The 23,444-nt window shown below is 63.1% G+C and carries 16 protein-coding genes; 8 read left to right on the forward strand and 8 right to left on the reverse strand.

What is annotated here, in order from left to right; all coding sequences use genetic code 11:
* Nucleotides 1–5: 5 nt before the first annotated feature.
* The gene (locus A5624_RS00620) at nucleotides 6–1,565 is read right to left on the reverse strand and encodes a UbiD family decarboxylase (RefSeq protein WP_197507956.1); all 1,560 of its coding nucleotides are present in this window, start codon (nucleotides 1,563–1,565) and stop codon (nucleotides 6–8) included.
* A gap of 442 nt (nucleotides 1,566–2,007) precedes the next feature.
* On the opposite strand from A5624_RS00620, the gene A5624_RS00625 reads away from it, so the two are divergent.
* A complete protein-coding gene (locus A5624_RS00625) occupies nucleotides 2,008–4,770 on the forward strand; it encodes a LuxR family transcriptional regulator (protein WP_232002169.1) in 2,763 nt (920 codons plus the stop codon).
* A gap of 40 nt (nucleotides 4,771–4,810) precedes the next feature.
* On the opposite strand, the gene A5624_RS00630 is transcribed toward A5624_RS00625, so the two are convergent.
* Nucleotides 4,811–4,996 carry a hypothetical protein gene (locus A5624_RS00630; RefSeq protein ID WP_066859870.1) on the reverse strand — a complete coding sequence of 62 codons (186 nt, stop codon included), beginning with the start codon at nucleotides 4,994–4,996 and terminating at the stop codon, nucleotides 4,811–4,813.
* Nucleotides 4,997–5,161: 165 nt separating this feature from the next.
* On the opposite strand from A5624_RS00630, the gene A5624_RS27885 reads away from it, so the two are divergent.
* Nucleotides 5,162–5,368, forward strand: a complete 207-nt coding sequence (locus A5624_RS27885; protein ID WP_156748701.1) for a hypothetical protein — start codon at nucleotides 5,162–5,164, stop codon at nucleotides 5,366–5,368.
* A gap of 24 nt (nucleotides 5,369–5,392) precedes the next feature.
* Here the strand turns inward: A5624_RS27885 and A5624_RS00635 are convergent, their stop codons facing one another.
* Nucleotides 5,393–8,641, reverse strand: a complete 3,249-nt coding sequence (locus A5624_RS00635) for a LuxR C-terminal-related transcriptional regulator (RefSeq protein ID WP_066859873.1) — start codon at nucleotides 8,639–8,641, stop codon at nucleotides 5,393–5,395.
* Nucleotides 8,642–10,092: 1,451 nt separating this feature from the next.
* Between A5624_RS00635 and A5624_RS27025 the strand changes: the two genes are divergently transcribed.
* Complete coding sequence (locus A5624_RS27025) at nucleotides 10,093–10,938, forward strand: GNAT family N-acetyltransferase (protein WP_232002170.1); 846 nt, start codon at nucleotides 10,093–10,095, stop codon at nucleotides 10,936–10,938.
* 1,171 nt (nucleotides 10,939–12,109) lie between these two features.
* Here A5624_RS27025 and A5624_RS27890 read toward each other — a convergent pair.
* On the reverse strand, nucleotides 12,110–12,271 hold the full coding sequence (locus A5624_RS27890) for a hypothetical protein (protein ID WP_156748702.1): 162 nt from the start codon (nucleotides 12,269–12,271) through the stop codon (nucleotides 12,110–12,112).
* Nucleotides 12,272–12,452: 181 nt separating this feature from the next.
* On the opposite strand from A5624_RS27890, the gene A5624_RS00655 reads away from it, so the two are divergent.
* Nucleotides 12,453–12,893, forward strand: a complete 441-nt coding sequence (locus A5624_RS00655; RefSeq protein ID WP_066859885.1) for a hypothetical protein — start codon at nucleotides 12,453–12,455, stop codon at nucleotides 12,891–12,893.
* Between the two features lie 128 nt (nucleotides 12,894–13,021).
* Here A5624_RS00655 and A5624_RS00660 read toward each other — a convergent pair whose 3' ends face one another.
* Together A5624_RS00660 and A5624_RS00665 are read right to left on the reverse strand one after the other, a co-directional pair.
* A complete protein-coding gene (locus A5624_RS00660) occupies nucleotides 13,022–13,864 on the reverse strand; it encodes a ParB/RepB/Spo0J family partition protein (RefSeq protein ID WP_066859888.1) in 843 nt (280 codons plus the stop codon).
* Nucleotides 13,864–14,577 (reverse strand): ParA family protein, encoded by a 714-nt coding sequence (locus A5624_RS00665; RefSeq protein WP_066859891.1) that lies wholly within the window; start codon nucleotides 14,575–14,577, stop codon nucleotides 13,864–13,866. The genes A5624_RS00660 and A5624_RS00665 overlap by 1 nt, the downstream gene beginning before the upstream one ends.
* 1,728 nt (nucleotides 14,578–16,305) lie before the next feature.
* Here A5624_RS00665 and A5624_RS00670 point away from each other — a divergent pair.
* Nucleotides 16,306–17,103 carry a ParA family protein gene (locus A5624_RS00670; RefSeq protein WP_232002171.1) on the forward strand — a complete coding sequence of 266 codons (798 nt, stop codon included), beginning with the start codon at nucleotides 16,306–16,308 and terminating at the stop codon, nucleotides 17,101–17,103.
* A gap of 115 nt (nucleotides 17,104–17,218) precedes the next feature.
* Nucleotides 17,219–17,455, forward strand: a complete 237-nt coding sequence (locus tag A5624_RS00675) for a hypothetical protein (protein ID WP_232002172.1) — start codon at nucleotides 17,219–17,221, stop codon at nucleotides 17,453–17,455.
* A gap of 14 nt (nucleotides 17,456–17,469) precedes the next feature.
* Here the strand turns inward: A5624_RS00675 and A5624_RS27030 are convergent, their stop codons facing one another.
* Nucleotides 17,470–18,153 carry a WhiB family transcriptional regulator gene (locus A5624_RS27030; protein WP_082990453.1) on the reverse strand — a complete coding sequence of 228 codons (684 nt, stop codon included), beginning with the start codon at nucleotides 18,151–18,153 and terminating at the stop codon, nucleotides 17,470–17,472.
* A complete protein-coding gene (locus A5624_RS29315) occupies nucleotides 18,150–19,367 on the reverse strand; it encodes a helix-turn-helix domain-containing protein (protein WP_197507952.1) in 1,218 nt (405 codons plus the stop codon). The genes A5624_RS27030 and A5624_RS29315 overlap by 4 nt, the downstream gene beginning before the upstream one ends.
* A gap of 1,103 nt (nucleotides 19,368–20,470) precedes the next feature.
* Here A5624_RS29315 and A5624_RS00690 point away from each other — a divergent pair.
* Together A5624_RS00690 and A5624_RS00695 are read left to right on the forward strand one after the other, a co-directional pair.
* Nucleotides 20,471–21,310: an alpha/beta hydrolase gene (locus tag A5624_RS00690; protein WP_066859972.1), complete on the forward strand. Its 840-nt coding sequence runs from the start codon at nucleotides 20,471–20,473 to the stop codon at nucleotides 21,308–21,310.
* A 900-nt stretch (nucleotides 21,311–22,210) separates the two neighbouring features.
* A complete protein-coding gene (locus A5624_RS00695; RefSeq protein WP_066859900.1) occupies nucleotides 22,211–23,116 on the forward strand; it encodes a LysR family transcriptional regulator in 906 nt (301 codons plus the stop codon).
* Nucleotides 23,117–23,444: the final 328 nt, after the last annotated feature.

Below are 23,444 nucleotides of genomic sequence, written 5' to 3' on the forward strand. Positions count from 1 at the left end.
GAGTGTCAGTCGGGCGGGTATCCGTAACTCGCCCAGTTCGCAAGGATTTTGTCCTGCAGAGCTCTGGGATAAGAGGTCGTGAAGGAGGCGACTTCCGGCAGTGGCCGCCCAAACGATTGGCTACGCATCAGGCAGTTGTACAACGCCTGGCCGCCACGGCCAGTGTATTTCTCGGACGAATCAAGATAAGCCACCCACTCCCCCAGCTTCGTCATCGAGAAAAGGATTTCGCCGCTACCCGGGTGACACCGCGTCGCGAACGCCCACACGACTTGACCGAGGTCGCTTGGGTCGATGTCGTCACCAATCACCAAGATCTTCGGGAACTGCCAGCCAGGATGGGAAGCGAAGATGGTTTGGCCGAGCCGATGCAGGAATTCGTCTACGGGAAGCCCGGTTTGGTCATGCCAACTGTCTGGAACGGTGACGACCATCCAATGTGTCGCCGACTCCAGCGGTGTCCAGCAGGCTGTAACCGGTAATCCGGCTTCACGGCACAGGTGCAGCGTTTCACCCGATATGCCCAATCCCCATATCGTATGTACGTCCTCGACGGGGCGGCCGGGGGCAATCACCGGCAGGATCGCTCGATCGCGATAGGTCACAGCGGTAACGGTGAACAGCGGCCATGGCTTGGGTTCACCGATCGTGTACCCCCCGTACTCGCCCAGGGGCCCTTCCATTGCCATTTCGGAGTCGGAGATCAGCCCCTCCAGCACGATTTCAGCTGACGCCGGCACCTCGAGGTCAACCGTCTCGCAGGCGACCATCTGCATCGCTGCGCCGGTGAGTTGGCTGGCGAAGTCGTGCTCGCTGACGTAGGCGGGCATCGGCGCGCCAGCGGCAATCATCGCCGCGGGCGGCACGCCCAGTGCTAACGCCCACGGGGTCGGTTTGCCTTGCTGTTTCCACATGCCGTGCACCATGCCGATGTGTTGCTCAGGTATCACCAGACCGGTGAGATGGTTCTTGTCCACGAGCATGGCGCGGTTGACCGACCAGTTAGTCCAAGTGCGGTCTGGCGATCGCACGATGTTGATGCCGGCGGTTTGGATGTAGCGTCCGCCATCGCCATCGTGGATGTACGGCACCGGCAGGCGCATCAGATCGATGTCGTCACCGAGCATTGCGTTGCGCTTGCACGGAGCGGAATCCGGCGGGACTGAAACCGGCGAGAGAACCGGCTGCGACTTGGCCTCGACATAGGCCTCGACAAGTTCCAGGGCGGTCGCGCGCGGATCGCGGCCCATCATCATCGCCAGACGCGCCAGGTACAACCCCGGTTGCCGGCTTGTTGCTGCAGGGGCGCCCATCGCCCGCAGACCCGCGTCGGCACCGATTACATGGTTGAAGAGAGGAGCAGCGGCTTTCATCTCCGTGGAGCGGCGGATAATTGCGCCCATTTCCAGATTCCAGTGGATCGGTTCGTCGATCTGCTGCACTTCACCGATGGCCTGCAAAGCCTGCACGTAGTCTCGGAAGCTTTCGTAATGAATACCTGGATGCCCGTCAGCACTTATGCGTTGCGCGGGGTAGGGCGCGACCGGTCCGGCGGCGATGGTCATACGCTCAGCCTCGGCCGAGCATGCCTGTGAGCCCATCGCATACCGCGTGATTCTTAAGGCCCGGCCAAGCGAGTATTGGGCTCTCCCAGCCTCGCGCGCATGTGTGGCGACGTCGGCGCTGGTCGGCGGGTTCTCTTCGGCATTCGGGCGCGCTATCGACGCCCGCCGTTTCTCGTCGGCCTCGACGTCGACTAGCACTCTGGCTAGCAAGTGGCGGACTCGAAGGCCTTGGCCAGAGGCCCACACTCGGTAGGCACCCACATCAGCCGCTCACGGAGGCCCCCATGGCTGATCAATTAGATGAAGTTGATCAAGTGCTGCTGCGTTATGTGAGACGGCGTACGGCGTTACCAATAGCTGTGGATGTGAGCGGTTTGCAGCCTGGCATCGCAGCGCGCCGACTGTGCTCTTTTAGATGCGGATGCAGGGCTGGTGACGAATCGTGACGACGCCGATTCGCGGTCGTGATGAGGAGTTGAAGATCCTCTGCGAGCGCCTGCGCGGGCTGGCCGCCGGTCGCGGCGGCGTAATCGTCGTCGAGGGACCGCCGGGTATCGGAAAAAGTCGGTTGTTGCGGGAATGCGTGTCCGGCGCCGGCGATGGTGTGCGCCCGTTGTTCGGCCAATGCTTTGCGTATCAGCAGGCGGTGCCGTTCGCGCCTCTGCTCATGGCGACGCCGCATAGCGATCGACCGGTTGGCGATACCAGATCCGCCGGTGATTTCGGCAGTGGTGACTCGCCGTCCTGGGTGCTGCACGACCTTTTACAGGCTGTCAGCGCCGCGGCTGTCGTGACACCGCTCGAAATCGTTATTGATGACATCCAGTGGGCTGATAATGCGACCCTGCTGGCCTTGCAGCTGTTGACCGCGAAGCTTGCCGACGCCCCGGTGTTGTGGGTGCTTGCCGCTCGCACTGGTGCGGGCGGTGTGGTAGTTGGCGAGACCATCAGCTTGCTTGAATGTGAAGGTGCCTTGATTCTGCGGCTCGGTGCTTTGGCTCCCAGAGCAGTGGCTGAAATGGTCCAGGATGTGGTGCGTGCCACGGCGGAGAAGTCACTGTTGGATCTTGCTGATAAGTCGCATGGTAATCCGTTTCTTGTCACCGAGCTGGTCGAGGGCTTGCAGGAGGAAGGCCGGATCGTTGTTTCGGGGGGCCGCGCTAGCGTCGTTGGTGATACGCTGCCGCAGCGATTGACAGCGACCATGCAGCAGCGGTTGGACCGGTTGGCGTCGGATACCCGGCGCATGGTGCAGGTGGCTTCGGTTCTGCCGGAGAGGTTTTCAGCGGGCTTACTGGCGGTAATGCTGGAACGTCGTCCGGTTGGCCTGATTTCGGCGGTGGAGGAGGCGGTGCGCGCCGACCTGCTTGTCGAAGACGGGGACCGGCTCCGATTCCGCCATGACGTATTGCGCCAGGCCACCCGCCAGTCTTTGCCACAATCGCTGCTGCGTGCGATGGAGCGTGACGCGGCGACCACGCTGTTAAAGAGCGGGGCCGCGCCGGCAGAGGTAGCGCCCCAGCTTGCGCGCAGTGCTGAGGTGGGTGATCAGGCCGCGATCGCCGCGCTGCGACGAGCAGCTCACTCGTTGGCCGGATGTGATCCTGGCACTGCCGCCGATATAAGTAATCACGCGTTGCAGCTGTTGCCGTTGCAGGACCGGCTGCGTGGCCCTCTGGTGGCTGAAACCGTCGTTTTGCTCAATCAGGCCATGCGCTATGACGAGGCCCAACAACTCGCCGCGGCAACACTGCGCAGCGACCTGTCACCGCAAGAGGAGGCGCAGGTTCGGCTCGCCACCGCCAGCTTGACCCACTTGCCCGGCCGGCGAGCAGAGGAGAATCGCCGCGCACTCCAATTGAGCAACATTAGCGACGACATCAGGACACGCCATCTCGCGTGGCTGGCCTACAACCTGGCGGTGGACGGCCAAGATGACGAGCTTCGCCAGACCGCCGAGCAGGCCCTGGCTGCGGCAAGGACAAGCGGTGATACGGCCAGTGGGCTGTTGGCGGAAGTGGCGCTGGCCAACCTCGTCTGCGCGCAGGGGCAAGCCGAGGACACCAAGACTCGTCTGGACCGGATTGGCGAGTTGATGCATGCCAGCCAGCCCGGGGTGATCAAGCTGGTCGCTGCGGCGAACCGGGCAAATCTAATGATTACGGTGGGTTCGGCCGAAGAAGCCGCGGCGGCGGTCGGCGAAGGATTGCGTCGGTCACGGGTCAACAACAACCTGATGGGATTGCGGCTGTTTACCGGGCTGCGAGCGCTGCTCGAACTGGCGTTGGGGCGACTGAGCGCAGCGCGTGCAGTCGTTGATTCTGTACCGGCCGCAGAGCGTATGACGTGGAGCCGGCTCGGTGGCCAGATCGGCATGATTGCTTTGTCGCAGATCGCCGCCCATACCGATGACCGTGTATTGTTGCGCGAGGTCGGCATCCAGGCGCGCGACGCTCGTGCGCACGGTGGGCCGGCGGTGCGGCGTGAAGCTCTTGCGGCGCTGGCCCATGCGGCGTGGCAGCGTGGTGACGTGCACCAGGCGCTGCGCTGGCTTGCCGATGATTTCCCGCTGCTACAGACCCCGTTGTGGATGGCAGACCTTGATCACCTCATCTTGGCTGCCCGCGTGGCGGCCGGTGCCGGTGATGCCAGCCTGCGTTCGCGCGTCATGCAAGCAGCCGCGACATTGAGGCGCGATAACCTGCCTGTGTCACTGTTTTTCGCCGTCGCATGCCATGCTAGCGCCGTTCTCGAGCGTGACGCAGATGGATTGTTGGGCGCGGCGAAGACTTTAGAGGGTTGTTCGCGTCCGCTGCTGTACGCAGCCGCGGCTGAAGACGCCGGCCGTGAGCTCGCCCGCCTACAGCGTTGCCCGGAAGCCGTCGACCAGCTCAATGCGGCCTTCGATACCTACATCGACTGCCAGGCCTCGGCAGATGCCTACCGAGTCGCCCATGTGTTGCGCGAGCACGGCGTGGCACGACGGATCGTTTTTCCACCGCGACCCAAAACCGGTATCGGCAGCCTGACCGACGGTGAACTTAAAGTCGCTCACCTCGTCGCGTCTGGGGCCAGCAATCGTGTTGCGGCACAACAGCTTTTCCTCTCGCCGCACACCGTGAACACTCATCTGCGCAACATCTTCGGCAAGCTCGACATCAACTCGCGCGCCCAGTTGAGCCTGTTACTCAACGGCGATGGGTGAATGCGCTCGGCAAGCCAACCCCCATCCAGTCCCCACTGCCCTACAGAACGGAGTCGTCGTGACAATCCAACCGATTGACGATGCCAAAACCCGGACGTTGGTGGCGGGCGCCCTCGGTGTTATCGGGCGCAATGTCGTCGAACACCTCGCGGGCGCCGGTCGAGAGGTCCTCGGATTGATCCGGCGGCGCCTGACTGTTCAGGCTATTGTCGCCGGGGCCGAGCATCTCCTACGAACTCTTCGACGAGGTTGCCTCTCGCAAGGTAGTTCCCCCGCCGCGCGTTCAACTCGCCATCTGGCGTCCCGCGGCAGCGTGAGGCACTCACCACGTCGGTGTGCGAGGCTATGGGAGACAGTGCATTAAGGGCGCTGAGCCCTTGAAAATCCGGGCGTGTCCACCGAAGACGCGACCGTGTACGTCCTGCGCGGCCGCGGCCACGATCGCTTTGAAACGCCGGGTAAATCGGGGCAGTCTTCACGGGTGCACCGTCACCTGGTCGCCGACACCACCAATGGTTCGTCACCAAGGTCTGCGTTTCTGCAGAAGCTGCTAGACGGGTTCGGGCGGAAAGGTGAGGTATTGCCGACGTTGCTGTAGCGACTTGGACGCCCACAGTGCTGCTTAGACATACGGCGCAGCTTCTTGTGCGAGCTGAACGCGCGAATGAACGCCCAGCTTGCGGTAGACGTGGGTGAGGTGCGTTTGTACGGTGCGCGGCGAGATGAAAAGTTTTGCAGCAACGTCTTTATCGGCAAGTCCAGCGCAGACTAACCGGACAACGTCGCGCTCCGTGGGCGTCACGGAAGCCCAGCCATGCGACGGCCGTTTGCGGGTGCCATGGCCGCGATGGGCGTATGCGATCGCCTCCTCGGTAGACAGTGCGGCGCCCTGGGCCCAGAAGTCCTCGAATTCCTGGTCGCCGAGCGCCTCACGAAGCGAGGTGATCAACGTTTGGTACTCAATGTCGTAAATTTGGAAGCGGACCTGCCCGAACTGATCTCTCATCGCTTCGGCGGCCCCTAAGAGGCGTACTGCGTCTCGCCACTTGCCCCCATGGTGCACCAAGCTGGCCAGGCACTCCAACGTGTCTGGTGTACTCAAATACGCGTTCGTCTCCGACGCGCAACCTAAGGCCCGTAGTGCGTCACGCCGAGCGTGCTCGATCTGTCCTTGTGCGGCCGCAATCCGCGCCCGAATCGTCAGCGCCCTGGAGGCGTTCGAACCGGTTGTCGTGGAAACAGCGTCGTCGGCGGCACGTCGAGCCGCAGCGAGGTTGCCCCGGGCGAGCGCGACCTCCGCACGGGGATTCCAATGAAGTGCCCGCAGTTCCGGCCGTAGGCTCAAGCGCGCCGCTTCGCTGGCTTGTTCGGCCGCTGCAACGTCGCCGGCGGCCAAGGCGGCCAGGGCAAGGCCCGCGTAGGTAAAGCCCGTCAGGGAATCGCTGAGTTCGGCGGCTTGCTCGGCTGCGGCGGCAGCGGTGGAAACGGCTGCTGCTGTTTGACCATGGAACGCGAGCGCCATGCTGCGACCAAAGCGGCCGCCCACACTGAAGATCGGGTCCTGGTATGCGTCAGCGTCGGCCATCACTTCATCGAATTGGTGTAGGGCTCCCTTCAGATCACCGCTGCACAGTCGCGCCATCCCGATGTTCCAACAACAGTGCCGTGCAGTGAATTGATCGCCGATTGAACGGGCGATGTCGCGCCCTTCTTGCGCGGATTGAAGCACCCCCATGGGATCGCCTGCGAGTAAGGCGGCAAATGCCTGGAACGGAAGGAGCTGACTCAACGCCGTCAGATCTCCATCGGATCGGGCGAGATTAATGGCCTCGGAGAAGGCTTCCTCGGCAGCTTCAGCGCTATAGGACGAGACACAACACCACGCGCTCAATGCCTTGAGCAAAAGCCCGGGGTCTCCGATCTCGCGCGCAAGCTCCAATGCTTCCGTTGCCGCGTCCTTGCGCCCGGGGTCTGCAACTGACACGGTCAGCATGGTCCGGTCAGCTAGCGCCCGTGCGTGCACTGCCGGTGTGAGTGTGGTACCGGCCGTGTCGGCGAGGGCGAGGGCCGCGTCATACCAGCGAAGCCCCTCCTGGATTCTGCCGCGCCGTCGCCAGAACGGCTGTAGAAACGAGGCAAGGGTCAGCGCTGAAGGAGCGTCAGCTTGCTCAAGACACCAAGCGAAAGCCGCGCGGAGGTTATCGATTTCGATTTCCGCTACTTCGGCGTGCGATTCCACGTCGGTAGGTGTCAAAGTGTCGAACTTTGCCGCCAGTGAGCGGTAGTAATCGCGATGGCGAGTGCGAATTGTGTTGATTTCACCGGAGTGGCAGAGCTTTTCGAGGGCGTACTGACGCACCGTTTCCAGGAGTCGGTAGCGTGTTCGGTCTCGATGTTCTTCGGTCAGCACCAGTGACTTATCGACGAGTTGGCTGAGCTCATTCAGCACTTGGTGGCGTTCGGCTTTGCCAGTGCCTGCGACCATCCGGACAGCGTCGAGGTCGAACCCTCCCATGAACACGGCCAGTCGACGAAACAGAACTCGTTCGCGTTCAGTCAGCAGTGCATGTGACCAGTCAACGGAGGCACGCAAGGTTTGTTGGCGTGGCACTGCGGTGCGGGCACCGCGGTTCAGTAGCCGGAAGCGGTCGTGCAGCCCCTCAAGAATTTCTACTATCGACATTGCACGCATTCGGGCAGCGGCTAACTCGATAGCCAGTGGCACTCCATCAAGCCGCTGGCAGAGCTGGGTCACGGCGGCGGCATTGTCGTCGGTGATCTGAAAGTTGGGCCGGGCAAGCCGCGCCCGTTCAGCGAACAGCTGGATTGCGTCGCCAGCTATCGGTAACGATGGAACCCGCATGATCACCTCGCCCGCCACCCCAAGGGGCTCGCGACTGGTGGCAAGTACTTTCAGTCTTGGACAGCCTGCCATCATGTCCCTAGCGACCATCGCGGATACGTCGAGTACATGTTCGCAGTTGTCCAAGACGATCATCATGTGGCGATCGCCGACGGCATGAGTGAGGCTGTCTATTGCCGAGCGTCCCGGTTGATCGCATACACCCAGCGTCCGGGCGACTGTGCTGGCGACGAGGTCGGCGCCGCTGACTGGCGCAAGGTCGACATACCACACTCCGTCATGGAAGCCGCCGGCTAGCCGAACCGAGAGCTGTTGAGCCAGCCGTGTTTTGCCGATTCCTCCCGCTCCGGTGAGAGTGATCAGTCGGTTGTCGGCCAACAGTTGTGCTGCGTCGTTGAGTTCGTCGATCCGTCCAATGAAGCTGGTGAGCTGTGTAGGAATGCTATGAGTCACAACACAACTCGATGTGCGTAAGGGCGGAAAGTGATTGCGCAGCTCTGGGTGGCACAGCTGGACGACCCGCTCTGGCCGAGGCAGATCACGAAGGTAATGCGTGCCAAGGTCGGTTAGCCACACGTCTGCGGGCAAACGGTCGATGACTAGATCTGCTGTGGTGCCAGAAAGCACCGTTTGCCCACCGTGCGCCAAATCGCGTAACCGCGCTGATCTGTTGATGGTGCGTCCGACGTAGTTGGCTTCATCGCGTAATTGCACTTCGCCGGTATGCACACCGATGCGTAACCGGACAGGAGCAAGGGGTGCTCTTTGTAGCTCCAGCGCGCAGGCGATCGCATCGCTGGGCTGTGCGAATGCCACGACAAAGCTGTCACCCTCACCTTGTTCGATCGGCCGAACGCCGCCGTACGTCGCATTCGCTTCTGACAGGGTGCGATCGAGCGTGGCGATGGCAGCAGTCATTTCGCCAGGAGCTGAATCCCAGAGCCGAGTCGACCCTTCGACATCTGCCAGTAGCAGTGTCACAGTTCCGGTGGGGATCATCTCGCTCACCCAGGCTTGCTCCAGTCTGTCGGCTGCGCTTGCGCGCACAATTTTGATCTCCGCTTATCCTTGCCACGGTGCATGAAACGCAGTCGTTCAACGTACGTCGGAACGGGTATATTCCGCAGGTTCTAACGATGTATGCGTCGGGGCTGCCGATGCGGGGTGAACGTCACCGGCCGAGGTGGCGCATGAAGGTACGTCCGCGCGACCGGCATGACCGTGGAACTGTCGCTCGTTGCCGTCGTGGTGTCGTCCCGAGCAGGCTTGTGCGTCTAATATTCACTAGGCCTCACAGACGTGCGCGTCGGACAGGTTCGTCTAGAAAGATCGGAAGTGTGGTCAGTCCGCGGATCAAGGTCCTGTTCGGGTGTTGCAAAACCGCTTCGTGGTCCAATGTGATCGGTCGAATCGAGCAACTAGCCGGCTGATGGCTCTCTCACCTTCAAGCCGCGCCAGCGGTGCTCCCGAGCAGTGGTAAGCCGTGTCCGGACGCAGGTCCGAGATAGCTCCCAGTGGAGTCGCTGTTTCCAGCGCATCTCGAAGTCGACGTCGAAGCGGCCGAGAACTCCGGACTCCTGGTGCGCGGCCATGCGTATGTTTCTGCGATCCTTATTGGCATTCCGGTCGGCTGTTAGCAAATCGCCTCGTCTATATATAAGCGATTCGGCCGATGCTCTAGGCCCGGTCACAGGGAATAGTCGAAGTGAAGCCTCGGCCCGGGCAGCCGGGTGAGCGACGCGCTAGCGATAAGGCCGGCGCCGGTTGCGCCTTGACTGCCCCTATCCAGTGGAGGAGATAAGTTGTCCAACCCGGTAACTGCTGCCGCGCGCTCGGTACTTATTGCGAAAACGCCTGGGACGCAGCATCGGCACGAAGTCTTCAACCACCGTTTTCGCGGGATGTCCTCCGGCTGGTCAACCAGCTGCTGCTGCGCGTCCGACGACTGACTCGTCGTAGCAGCGAAGTGCTTGTTCAGGGAATTTTGTTGCGTGTGTACCGGTTTGTCAAAGTACGGCAATGCACCCTGCTGGGGTTGCTCGCTCAGTCAACCGTCATAAAGCACGCATCGGTGACGTCAATGTTGCACCTCCGCACGCCCACTCACCGAATCGCTGATCGACAACACCCACCAGCACCTGGTGCGCCGGGTGGGGCCACTAGTTCGGTTCTGTTGAGGCGCAGTGCTTGACGTCATGCCAGAGGGCCAGATTGGCGAAGCGCTGGCTCGATACCCGGCGGCGTCTCGGATGGTGATCACTTGGCTGACCTAACGGGTCTGTGCCACACGAGATAGCGAGGCTGTCAGATGTTCGGCTGCGGTAGTTGCTCGGCCTAACGAAGTGCCGAAAAACCGCGTGAATGGCTCACGCAGGCTCAGGAGGGCAACCGGCCAGCGGAGCCCATGCACAGAGCTAGATCGACCGACACGAGAGGGCGATCCATACATGGACATAAGAGTGCGTCTCGCAACTCCAGCCGACGCGCCGGAGTGCGGGCGGATATGCTACGAAGCGTTCGCAGCAATTGCTGATCACCATCGGTTCCCCGCTGAGTTTCCCTCATGCTCGCCGGCAGCAGCGTTAATAGCAGCGCTGAGTGCACATCCGGGTATCTTCGGCCTGGTTGCAGAACACGATGGTGGAATCATCGGAAGCAACTTTCTCGATGAACGCTCAACGATCTTCAGTGTCGGTCCGCTGACCGTGGCTCCCGTCGTGCAGAACTGCGGCGTTGGCACCACGTTGATGCGGGAAGTGCTCCAGCGATGCACTGCACAACACACGCCCGGGGTGCGGTTGGTGCAAGTCGCCTATCACAACCGATCGATGAGTTTGTACGCCAAGCTCGGTTTCGATGTCCGTGAACCATTGGTCGCGGTGCAGGGACACCCAGTAAAGCTGGCGTATCCGGGTTATGGCATCCGAGCGGCAGTGGATAGCGATCTCGAGGAGTGTGATGCGCTGTGTGTGCGGGTACACGGCCATGACCGCGCGGGGGAACTCAAAGACGCCGTTGCTGAGTCGGCGGCCCGGGTCGTCGAACGTCACGGCCGGATCACTGGCTACACCACGGGAATTGGATTTTTCACGCACTCCGTCGCCGAAACTAATGACGATCTCATTGCGCTGATATCGGCAGCCGAGGCGTTTCCTGGACCAGGCTTCTTGGTGCCGGCGCGCAACTGCGAACTGCTGCGCTGGTGCTTTCGCCAGCAGTTGCGCGTTGTGTACCTGCTGAACCTGATGACAAAAGGCCTATATCAAGACCCAAGAGGCGCTTACCTTCCTTCGATCGGATACTGACCGACGCGTTGTTTCAGCCGTGCTCAGCAGGGCCACAACCGATCGTGTTGCCGAAAGGCCTTGTGAGCTGCCGCTTTACACCGGCGCAGTCACATCGGTTGCCAGCTCTAGCCGCCCTCATTATCGCGATTTGAACCCCCGCCTCATCGGCCCGCTCGGCGCCCAGAAAGGCGACTTTCGCTGTCAGCGCTACCAGCTGCCCGGTCGCGACATAGCAGCAAGCCGTCACCGGCCGCAGCATCACCAACTCCATGTGCGTTGTCGCGCAGGGATAATCAATCGCCAGATAGCCGCACCAGCATCTCAGCAACCTTTCCCCCGGAGTCGATTGGGTTATCGTTTACGGCGATCTCGCCCGGCTGATATGACATACGCAACCATCGCTGGCTGCGACTTCCCTCGAGGAGCTGCGCATCCCAAGCCGAAAGTTCGGGCGTCAGGTGCTGATTGGCATAGTTATCTCGCGCCGGTGGGCGCCCATCCTTGGCGGCCCCCCATTTCCTCGGGGAGGTTCGTCGGATGTGGGCGAATACGCCTAATCTGCAGGTGGCCGGGGATGCCTAGCTTGCATCTCGTCGACGCCGTCTGTGCCCATGTGTCCCGCGCTATCGGCGGTGTCCCGGGTGATCGGCACCGCCACGTGCCGACGTGCTCGCCGCGACGACGGCGATGGCCCTGGATCGGCAACGATCACCACTGGCCGGGGCGGATGGGACCAATCCCCCGCTGTTATTAGCTGCTGGGGGTGGCTACCGAGCCGACGCATTCGCTTGAGCCATGCTCGGAGCCGCATCAGCGGATCAAGGCTACACACGCGGCACCACGAAAAGTCGAGCGCTACAACAGTATTCTGGCCGAGAATGTACGCACACCGGACTTCAGAGCGAGAGCGCGCCGATTCCGTCCGTGGTATGAGGTATGACTGCGACGACCACCGCCCGCACAGCGCACGGGCGGCGCCGCCGGCCTGGCGACTCGCCAAGGGCTCACCGACGGTGTGGTTTCACACAACTAGCGCTGTATGGCTATTGATCTGCCCGGGTCCGGGCGAGCACCGGGCCGCACTACCGAGGTGTTACTCACCGGCGTGGTGCGATGCTGCTCGTGCGGGATCACACGGAAAAGACCTGCGGTTGGCTAGTTGGGCGCGGGTGCGGTGGTTCGCTCGGGGTCAGGATGCCTGCGGGACGAGGGTGCGCAGGCTCAGTTCGCGCATGAGCGATGGGAGGCTGACGCCTTGTCGGTCGGCCTCGCGTTGCAGCACTTCGAGGTCTTCTTCGGTAAAGCGCACCAGGACTTTGCCTGTCAGCTTGCGCTGTTCGCTGTTGCTCACCTTATCCTCCGGACTTCGGCGGTGTCTTCGGCGCTGATCGTCGTGTCGTTAGTTTAGGACATCCGTGTCGTTAAATTTGGCATCCAGGCCGATATTGAGCCGCCATGTCGTTATGATGTTGCTAATTAGCAGCATATGGCCTTTCCGGGAGTAGTGCGATTTCGCGCCGGAGTTACCGACGATGACACAGCCCAAGCAGCCGCCGCCGGGTGTGGAAACCACACCGGGTGGTGCGGTGGTGTCGCTGTCGGAAGCGGCCAAGCGGTTGGGCAAGGACCCGCGCACAATCATCCGAGCGATTAAGGCCGGCGAGATTCGGGGCGGGGCGATGCCCCGTCCGGAGCGGTTGCGTTGGTATGTCTACACCGACGAATTGCCAACGCAGCCCGCAGTCGCCCCTTCCCCACCGCCGAGCGCAGTGGTCGATAATCTTCGGGCACAGATTGTTTCGCTAGCCGAGGCCAATCGGCTGCTGATCGCCGCGCAGCAAGAGCTGCTGGACGCCGATCGCTCCACGCACGAAGCCGCCGATAAGTACCGCGCCGTCGCGCGCAACTACCTGGACGCGTTGGCTCAATTCATGGTGCCGGGCAATCTGGGAGACCTGGCGGACCAGCTTTGACGAGACCGCTTCACACGCGGCGTGGGCCTCGTCGCGCCGGAACGGCGCATGAGGGTTGCGGCGCGCGGTTTTTAATAGGCTCGGGGTATCACGGTGTTGAATCGTCACGTGACGATGAGGCTGATGTGTCAGACCGGAGCGGGTTCGTCGGTGAGCACCGCGAGTAGTGTCTTGACTCCGTCGGGCCCGAGCTGGGTTCGCAACGCATCGGCCAGGAGTGTCGGCTGTGCGGGGAATTGGCGCAGTGCGCGGGCGATGACGCGCGACGGGCTGGGATCGCGCGCGTCGGGAGGGTTGCTGGTCGGACGTGGGCCGGCGTTGCGTTCTTGGGCGGCTTGCCAACGTGCGACTTGCTCCTCGAGAGGCACGCGGGCCAGGGTGCGGGCTTCCCGGATGGCCAGTTCGCCTCGGCGTAGGGCGGTTTGCAGTCGGGGGTCTAGCGCCAAGAGCGCACGGCGCTGGGAGACCCAGGCTTGGGTTTTACGTAGGCGGGTGGCTGCGTCGACGGCGCTGCCGCATTCGGAGACCAGGGCTTGCACGGCTTTGGCCTCTTCGATGACGTCGAAGTCTTGTCGGTCGACGTTTTCAGCGATCGAGGCCGAGATGAGGGTGATGCGGTCGCGGGCGATGTCGTCGTTGATGACGACGGCCAAGTCGGTGCGGCCGTACTTGTGGGCGGCGGCCAGGCGGCGGCAGCCGTTGATGACGACGAAGCGGGCGGTGATGACATCGTCGGGATAGAGCTTGAGGTAGGCGCTTTTAGTGACGACGACGGCGGGCTGCAGTTGTATGTCGGCGATCGATTCCAGATCGGACAGATCGCCGAGGTCGTCACGTGGGTTGTGGGGATTGGGCGTCAGGTCGGTCAGCGGCGTGGTGCGGCTGGGCATCGCGGTGAGTTGTTCGACCGGTGATTTGTCGCCGACGGAGCTGCTGAGGCTGGCCAGGTTGGTGCGTTGCCCGCGGGCCATTAGCGGCCGTCCCCGACATTGAGTTCGAGGGCGAATTTGAAGAAGTCCTCGCGGGCTTGCAGCGCCACCCTATTGGCCGGGTATTCGGTGACGACTTGTCCATCGGCGCTGGCGCGGGCGTGCAGCTTGTAGTGCCGGATCACAGTGTGGGCCAGGGGCCAGCCGTTGTTTTTGATGAATTCTTTGGTCTCGTTGAGGTCGTGAGCACCGTCGCGGGGGTCCCAGTTGTTGATGACGACAGTGTAGGGGATGTGTCGGGGTTGGATGACTTTGCTGATCGTGCGTGCGGTGGGGTCGAAACTGAGCGGCTCGGTTTCGATGGGCACGATGATGCGGTCGGCGACATCGAGCACTACTCGTAAGGCGTCAGCGGCGGGTCCGCGGCCCAGTGGGTCGGCGGAGTCATCGCCAGCGTCGAGGTCGATCCATCCGGGGGTGTCGACGTAGACGTGTTGGATGCCGGGGAGTTCCCCGAGTTTTTTGAGGCCATCGAGGTCGTCGTGGGCTTGCACGATATGGAAGGGAAGATCGTTTATTCGCGCGGCCCACCAGATGGCCGATCCTTGGGGGTCGATGGAGACCGCGGCTACTGGTGAGCTCGCGTCCGGGTCGTCGTTGTGGTTGAGGACATCGGCGGTGACGGCGGCCAGGTTGACAGCGATCGTGCTTTTGCCGACGCCGCCCTTCTGATTGAGAACGACGTGAACAGCCATGAATGGCCTTTCCGTATGCTTCCCCCGGCGTTGCCGGGGTACTTCGGATGAGACAGCGGCAGTTTACGGCGCCTGAAAGCGCCTGTCGCTTCGACACGCTGGAAAGGGTCGGGATCGGGTGAGAGGCTGCGACCGAGCCAAAGGGCGGCATAGCCGCGGTGGTTCATGGTGACGACTTAACCGCGGTTAAGTGGTCACCGCAGCGGGTTGGCTGCGGACACGGTCATCGCCTCAATCCGTCAGCGCGAACCCACCATCGGGCACGTCACGAGAGGCGCAGCGTATTCGCTCGGGCCTCGCGCGCAGGCCTGGGTCCGTCCGCGCCGCTGCGCGCGGTCATGACCGGCCTGGTGAGCCCAAGGCCGGCCGCTTTGAGATTGAGCAGCGGGAGTGGCTTGAGGAGTTGGTGATTCATGCTTGTGAGGGCAACGTCACCGCGGCAAGGATGGTGGTACTGAGATTGCGGCGACTGAGCTGTGCACGGCGCCCGAGCGGGAACTCCAGCACGGTCGCCCCTAGTGGTGCATGCCTGGTTAGCCCGTGCCGATCAGCTTAGCAGCCAGTTCGCTGCGCGAGCAATAGACAGCACCAGCGACCACGCACTCGTATAGATGTCAGCGATGGACGTTGGCGGTGGCAGTAGCTGCTTGCCGGTACCGCGGCGACCGGCTCCGATGGCGGGTTACATCGCCGGCGTCGAGGACATCGCTCGGTAGCGGCCGCGGAGCCGGGCGAAACACGGCGAGCTGTGAGGCGCGGGGCGACTTAACCACGGTTAAGTGGCGCCCCTGTGAGGGCGTCGGGGTATGTGGCGTTGACGGCGTTTGTTGCAGGCGCTCCCCCGCCGGGATCGCATGGACTTGCTCGGGGTTGCCGACTGTGGCCCGACCGCCGTGCGTCGCCAGTGACGCTGATGAATTGGTGCGTGCAAATTCCTCACCAGACGACACTGCTTCGCGCTGCACGTTGCGGCATCCCGGTGGGCGCGGCAATGACCATCGTGTTAACGCGCACGTCGGCTCGCCTCTCCCCCGCCGGCGGTCGGCATTGCACTCGGCGCGAGGTTACCGACGCGCATATCCAATGCCGGACCCGCAGCTGGGTTTCTCGTCGTTTGCGCCTAGTCGTCCGGGGACCGTCGTCGCGGTGTGCCCGTCACAATTGATGGCCGCCTGCGCGCCGAGCAGCATAAGTGCAGATCACTGAATCGCAGAATCACGGGGCCACGTGATCACGCGGTCACAGTGTGAATGCATCGCGGGTGATCCGATGATCTCTTTACGCGATCACCCGATCACGGGGTGACCTTATGATTCGATCGCCGGCTCGCCCGGTCACATGGTCACACCGCCGTTCGGTGATGGAGTCGCGTGATGACCGCGTGACCGCATCATGGCGATACAAGGCCACCGCGTGGCGCCATCACTTAGTGACAGCGTGACCGAATCCCTGGGTGATCCGATCATGTGATCGCGGCGCTGCCGCGTGATCTTGAGGCTCGGTTACCCGGTGATGGCGTGATGCGGTCGCAGCGTTGCGCTGTGATCTGGCGATCTCGTCACGGCGCCGCGGTGTCGCAACATCACCCGATCATGTCATCACTCCGCGTCTGGGTGGCTGAATCGCACCGTGCCCCGGTGATCAGATCGCCGCGACACGCCGTCGCTGTGACACCCGGACACGCGGTCACTTGCTGTAATAGATGCGGCAGACGTTAAAGGAGTGATTATGGTGAAAGCGGAAGTGATTGCGATCGCTAATCACAAGGGTGGGGTGGGTAAGTCGTTCACTGCCGTGAACCTCGCCGCCGGCCTGGCGCGGGGCGGATGGCGCACCTTACTGGTCGATTGTGACCCGCAGGGCAACTCGACGTCGATGTTCGATCCTGACGATGACGTGGAGTTCGACATTTACGACTTGATCGGGGAGGGCGCGCCGATCGGCAAGGTGATCCGCAAGACACGGCTGGATGCGCTGGATTTGGTGCCGTCCACCTTGGCGGTGGCCAAGCTGGACATGGAGCTGGTGACGATGCATCGGCGTGAGGAACAGCTGGCGATGGCGCTGGAGCCGGTGTATGGCGGTTATGACGCGATCGTGCTGGATTTGTCGCCGAACTTGGGTCAGCTGGTGATCACTGCGCTGAATGCCGCCGACTGGTTTGTGGTGCCGACCGACGCCAGCAAGTGGGGGAGGCGGGGGGTCAATATGTTTTTGGAGTGGTCGTCGACCTTGCGTAAACATCAGGTGCTGTCAGCCGTTTTTTTGGGGGTTCTGCTGACGAAGTATGAGTCGCAGACGTTGATCAGTCGCGAGACGTTGCATGCGCTGCGTGATGACGGGTTGCCGATCTTCGACACGATTATTCCGAAGCGCACGGCCGCTGAGCGGATGGTCAGTGAGCAGGTCGTGCTGGGTGATCTGGATGCCGATCCGGACCTTGCGCAGGCATACGCCAGTTTCACTGTTGAGGTGATGACCCTTGTTGATGAGGGCCGACGGAATCGAGGAAAGCATCATGCCTAAGAAAGACACTGCTGCCGCCGTCGTCGGCATGTTGTCGAGCGCGGGGGCTCAAACTCGTGCGGCGACTGAAAGCCATCAGCTTGCCCGGGATATCGCGGCGTCGACACCTGTCACTGTGACGGAAGAGCCCCGGGTCTCGGTGTCGGCGCTGCCTACCCCGGGGCGGTCGGGGGCCGCGGTGTCGGGGGAGGCGCCGCGGACCTTACGGTTGCGGCCGGGCACTGCGCAGCGACTTCGTCAGGCGTGGCTGGAGGCCAAACGCGACGATGTGCTGCTGACTGCGCAGGATTTCGCCTCAGATCTGGTCGAGCAGGCATTGGGGCGGCGGCGGCGCTCGGCCGCACAGACTTAACCGCGGTTAAGCCGCTAGGCGCTTTGGGCGCCCTGTGCCAGCTCGGTGAGCCCCCCGTCGTGGCCGAGCAGGACCCAGCGCGATGCCCGCCAATGGAAAGGCGCCAACGCGGGGTCGCGGCCGGTGTCGATGACGTAGCCTGCGCGGGTCGCCAGCTGCGGTTGCAGGTTGGCCACAAGTTCGGCGCAAGCTGTGCAGGCCGCGAACACTTCTGCCGGCGAAGGGTTTTCGGTCCGGGCGTGGCTGCGCCGGCGGCGGCTGACGAGCCGGTCGAAGCTATAGCGGCATTGCTCGGTGAGCACTTCGCAGTGCCCGCAACTGCGGGCGAGCATGGTGGCCGCTGTCGAGGATGGCCCACCGGCGGCTGGTGCGCGGTGCAGCGCCACCGGCGGCGTGGGGTGGGGGTATGCGCCAGTGCCGGAAGGTGCTGGGCGCGGCGGGTGGGGGAGTGGGTGGTCGGCGGCGATGGCGTGCAGGTAGGGCGCGGCGCCGGTGTGCTGGCCGTCGATCCATACCCCGGCCCACATGCCCCAGCAGGCGTGCCAGGTGAGCGCCTGTTGGGCGCACCATGGTCGGGCCGGGCAGTTCAGGCATGCAGCGAGGGTGTCGCGCCGGTGTCGCCGGTTAAACCAGCGCTCCGGATCACGTTGGCAGGGCAGCGTTTTCGTCGGTGGCGGTGGGACAGGGGAGGGGCTCACCGGACGCCGTCCGGGTCGGGGTTGTGGTAGCGGCGCAGCCGGGCCCGTTCGCGGATGTCGTCGAGCGCTTTGCGGGCTGCTTGGCGGCCCGGACCGGCCAGGGCGGCGCGCCCGGCTTGGCGGGCTTTGCGGTTGGCTTCTCGGGCGGCGAGCTGGGCGGCGATGCGGGCGCGGGCTTGGGCAAGTTCTTCGTGCTCGCGGGCCTCGTCGTAGGCCGCGGGGCGGTGGGTCAGATCGCCGTGAGCGGCCAGGATCGCCCCGAGCAGCCCGATCGGCTTGTGCGGGCTGTCGGGCAGCCAGTGCCCGGTGCCGATCCAGTCTTGGATGAGGGTGTTGATGTCGCGCGGTGTCCAGCCGTGCTGGGCCGGTCCGGCCAGGACGCGGGCCCATGGTGTGCCGGTGTTGTACCGACGGGCCCAGGGCGGGCTTTGCTCGCTGCGGATCCATTTGTTTGCCAGGGCGAGAGCCCGGGGCTCCGGGCTGAGGCGGCGCGGAGCGACGCTGCTACCGGCGCGTTGGCGCCGGTGTGGGGTGGTGAGAACTGAGTGAGGTGAGGTTATTTGATTTACAAGCGACCCTGCGGGGTGGGGTGACAGCGGTCGGAGACGGCAGTCGTGCAGGGCCCACACGGAGGCCCAACCGCGCCCGTTATCCCCAACTCGCCAGCTGGCGAATCGCTCGGCTTTGGTGCGCAGCCGCCCGCGCATGACTTCGGTGGCGACACCGAGGAGTCGCAGCGCGGTAGAGGCGCGCTGGATGGTGCGCACTGACAGGCCGGTCATCTGGGCAAGTTGGTTGTTGGTCGGCCGGCAGTCGCGTCCGGTGCGGTGATCGGCAAAGGAGGCACGTGCTTGGGCCACGGCGACAAGGGAGTTGAGACTGACCGGGTTGTTGGGCATGACGGGTCGCACGCGGGTGTCGTAGTGGAGCAGGTAAGCCTGGGGCACGGTGGCGTGCGCCCAGCGCCGGGCCCGGCCGCTCCAGCACGGAATTGCGGCCCAGGGGGCGTCGAGATCCAGGACGATGCGCGGGATGCGGTCGATGCAGTGAGCGCCCGCACGCTGGACCCAGGCGGGGGCGGTGCGGGCGGTGCCGCGGCGCCGCGCTGAGGGGCTGCTGCCGCGGTAGGGGCGGACGAGGGTGTGAGTGGGTCCACGGGAGGCGGTACCTAGACCGTGCGCAGGGCGTGCGCTACCGTGGAATGCGTCTTTCATGACGATTCCCTTCAAGGTGGGGGTTTTCGCGAAAGCGCCTTTTCGGTTCGAGCGGCAACTCGAACCGGCTGCCCTCGGCCTTCGGGCCGGGGGTTTTCGCCGTTAGTGGCGCCTGTTCTGCGGTGGGTATGGCGTTGTGCAGTTGTGTGGCTGTTCCCAGTGATCCAGCGGTTGGGCCGCCGGTGGCTTCGGGTCCTTTCGGTTGGTCTTCTCAGCAGCTAGACGGAGGCGGATATCCGCCGGGGACTCGCCGGGGCGGATATCCGCCCCGGGCTAGCATGCCGCACACCGGCACTAACGCCGAGGTGACACGCCGCAACATCAGTCACAGCTGTCACGGCTGACGCGCTCGGGGCTAGATCGCACCCATGAGCTGCGGTGTAGGGGTCAGGCTCGTGAGCTATGCACGATTGACCCGCTGTTGGTCGGTTGACACTGTGGGCCTTGGTTGTGGGCCAGCGCTGCTCTTTGGGCTAACGATCGTGCAGTGACCAGCATGTCTCGGTTAGTGATCTTTCGCAGCCTGCTCGAGTAGACGTGTGTTGGCGAGTTGGAATTCACACCTGGACGCGCGCCGGTCCTGTTGGACCGTAAGCGGGTGTCTTAGGCGGCTAAGCACGCTCGCGCGTTAACTGGCGGGTCCGTGTACGACCCCTCCTGGACGATTCGTACGTGATGTGGCCGATGATTTCGGCTTCATCGCACGAAACGATGGATGTGGCTGTCGACGTCGGAGCTTCGATGTGCACGGAAGGGTTAAGCCATCCCTGGGCCGGGCTGATTTTTTCTCAACACCGCAGTTACCGGGCGATCGAGGTCCGGTCGGCAGCGGAGGGTGGCCGATGGGAAAGGTGCGAATCGTGTGCGTCGAAGGGTGTGCGCTGAGCAGGGGTGCCAGCTGGCTTCAGAGTTTGTCCAAGTCGGCGTCGAAAGGAGCGATCCCTGAGCAGTGCGGCGCTCAGGGATGACGGACACGAACACAAGGGAGACCTGTGATGGTCGACGATAGCCACGATGACAATGAGCCATTGGACAACGGGAGCAATCTCGGGCGCGACATCCGGTTACCTCACGCCGGCCGCGCACATCGCTGTCGATGGGATATAGCTCGCAACGAGCGGGCCTTTGATGGTGTCGGAGGGGTGCGGATTGTCTATGACGTCTGGATGCCCAGCACGCCGCCGCGCGCAGTTGCTGTGCTGGCGCACGGGTTCGGCGAATATGCCCGCCGTTACGATCACGTAGCGCAACGGTTGGGCGAAGACGGAATTCTCACCTATGCACTTGATCACCGTGGCCACGGCCGCTCCGGTGGCAGCCGGGTAGTGGTGCGGGGAATGGAGCAATACGTTGCTGACTTTGCCGCCCTGATCGAGATCGCCAGCTATGACCATCCTGGTCTCAAGCGCGTGTTGCTAGGCCATAGTATGGGCGGTGCAATCGTGGCTTGCTACGGCCAGCAGCGAAGTCGGCCGCCCGGCGATGATTTGATGGTGCTGTCGGCTCCGGCGGTTGCGGTTCAAACTTTGATTGCCCCTTTCATGGCGGTGATGATCAAGGCGCTCGGCGGCCTGGTTCCGGGACTGCCTGTGTTGCAAGTGGACGACGGTGCCATGTCTCGTGATCCCGACACGGTTGTGTCGCATTTTGCTGACCCGCTGGTGTATCAGGGGAGGATCCCCGCCGGTGTGTGCCGCGCGTTGCTGCGGGTGGGCGAGACGATGCCTCAATGGGCGCCAGCACTGACTGCGCCATTGCTGATTGTGCATGGTTCAGATGACCAGCTGGTCACCGTCAATGGCAGTCGGCGACTGGTCGAATTCGTGGGTTGTACCGATGTCGAGCTGAGGGTTTACGCCGGTCTGTACCACGCGGTCCTTTGCGAACCGGAACGCTACCAGGTGCTCGATGATGTGGTGTCATGGATCAAGGCGCGCATATAGACACGTTAAGTGAATATGTTGGCGCAGCTCTGATGCTCGGGGTTCGGCTCTTGCGTGGCGGATGACTTTGTGCGGCGTGACGCGCGGCGGCGAATGGTCTGAGATGCTTGCTGTGGGCGTGAATCGACGCTGGCGAGACGGGCCGGGGTTGCGCGACGGGCCCCGCACCAACCACCTGGAGTATCGCGTCAGGTGATGAGTGGTCGGTATGGGTTTCCATGCTCGCGACAGGTGATCGCCGTTTCCTAAACAACACCGGCAATTCGACGTTGTCCGCCCCGATTAACGACGAGAAAACCCGGCCAGCACATTCGCCGGGCGGTTTATCTAGCACTGCACGGAGGTGCGGCGCAGGTGCCAGGCAGCTCAGTAAGGCTCGGGGCTAAACAAACGCACAGAGTTTGTTTTCCGAGACCGTATCCTTAAGCCGAGCCTTGGCTGGTACCGGGTGAGATCAACGTATTAGCACGAAGATTGAAGTAGAGGCCAAGTGACTGACCGGCTTCGTCGGCAGCCGCCGCAGCGACTGCCATGTGCGTCGTCGAGATCGCTTGACCACCGGATGCAGCACCGTTGTCAACGCACTCGGCTCATCCAAGCTGTAGACCCGACATTCGACTACCGCGACGCCGGCGCGCCTTGACGTAGGACGAGCTGATTGGCCTTGAATCCAAGGCCACGGGCATCGAGGCGACGCTGGGCAAGCTGCGCGACCGCTATGCCGTGCAATGGTCAAGTGCCGCATCGGAGCCGGGGCGGCCGCGGCGCCCCGGGGATGTTCCGCCGGCCGGGTCGGGCGTCGAAGCTTGGATACGCGCGGTGTCAGCACGATTCGTTGCTTAAGGTTGGCTGTTGTCGCACTAGCGTCATGTCCACGATGCTTTCGCCGTTACATTTCATGTGGAACTGCGTCAGCTGCGCTACTTCATAGTGGTCGCCGAAGAGCTGAACTTCGGTCGCGCCGCAAAGCGCCTGCGGATTGCCGGCCCATCACTTTCTCAACAGATCAGGGTTCTCGAGCGAAATCTGCGAGTTCCGCTGTTCGAGCGCGATCGCCGCTCAGTCACCCTTACGCCCACCGGCGCGGCACTGTTGCCGGCTGCGCGTGCCCTCGTTGATCAAGCAGATCTCTTGCGTCGTCGCGCAATTGGATTATCGGATTCTGATCCCGTCCGGCTTGGCTATGTCGATTGGCTTCCTGCGAACTTGTTCGAGCGGACCGCGGCGGTAGCGAATGTCCACATCGACACCTGGGTGCTGCCGTCACATACCCAAGTCGCCCGGGTCGCCGAAGGCGGCATTGACCTGGCGATCTGTTGGGTTCAGCCTCCCGAACTCGACGAGTACGGCCTCGAGGCCCGTGTCATCGGCGCGCAACAGCTCCAGGCGACCGCTGTCAGCGGGGATGGCTGCGCGGTGGCAGCAGCGGACACTGTGGTCTTGCTCGACAGCGACTCCACCAGCTGGTCTTCCTGGAATCGCTACGGCGAGTTGTTCTCTACCCACACGGGCGCCCAAACGGTACACATCAGCGATGGCGGAATTGCCGGCGCCATGTTTTTCCAGCACGTCCGCCGCTTGGGTCGGCCGGTGCTCAACTCCCCGAAAGCCCAGAACGCCACGGTGCCTGCAAACCTAATGCGGCGCACCATAACTCCGCCTGCACCATACTGGACGTGGTCACTGGTATCGCGCGGGGCGGAAGCCCGGGAGGCAGTGCGCTCCGTCTTCGAGGCCCTGACAACCGGCATCGTCCTACCCGACCTCACCTTGGGGTGGCTTCCCACGACCGAACCCGAGCGGTGATGAAGCACGCCGGCGGCTCATCAGCCCACAGACTCGTGTGCCGCCCTGAGGACTACGAAGACGACCACCGAGTTACATGCGTGAACAACGGAAAGCCGTTGGCTTACACGATGTTCGGCATCACCCAGATCACAGCTAGCTGCAGTCGGCACCCTGGCCGCTGTGTCGTGGCGTGGGAGTTGAAGCCTCTCACCAAAGAGGAGGTGTGTCGTGGCGGTGGCGTCTCGGTGAGGACACGATTGAGGAGTCGCTGGGTCAGCGACACGGCCAAGTGCCTTCGGGTCACCTCGGTCGGGGCCGGCGATATCGCGGTTCAGGGAGGGAGAGT

This window comes from Mycobacterium sp. 1482292.6, from assembly GCF_001672995.1.
In the GTDB taxonomy this organism is placed as follows: domain Bacteria; phylum Actinomycetota; class Actinomycetes; order Mycobacteriales; family Mycobacteriaceae; genus Mycobacterium; species Mycobacterium europaeum_A.

Bases quoted from the DNA above. Each gene is read 5' to 3' on its own strand.
- A5624_RS00620 (WP_197507956.1), bottom strand. From the start codon at position 1,565: ATGACCATCGCCGCCGGACCGGTCGCGCCCTACCCCGCGCAACGCATA.
- A5624_RS00630 (WP_066859870.1), bottom strand. From the start codon at position 4,996: ATGCTCGGCCCCGGCGACAATAGCCTGAACAGTCAGGCGCCGCCGGAT.
- A5624_RS00655 (WP_066859885.1), top strand. From the start codon at position 12,453: ATGACACAGCCCAAGCAGCCGCCGCCGGGTGTGGAAACCACACCGGGT.
- A5624_RS00660 (WP_066859888.1), bottom strand. From the start codon at position 13,864: ATGGCCCGCGGGCAACGCACCAACCTGGCCAGCCTCAGCAGCTCCGTC.
- A5624_RS00665 (WP_066859891.1), bottom strand. From the start codon at position 14,577: ATGGCTGTTCACGTCGTTCTCAATCAGAAGGGCGGCGTCGGCAAAAGC.
- A5624_RS00670 (WP_232002171.1), top strand. From the start codon at position 16,306: ATGGTGAAAGCGGAAGTGATTGCGATCGCTAATCACAAGGGTGGGGTG.
- A5624_RS29315 (WP_197507952.1), bottom strand. From the start codon at position 19,367: ATGAAAGACGCATTCCACGGTAGCGCACGCCCTGCGCACGGTCTAGGT.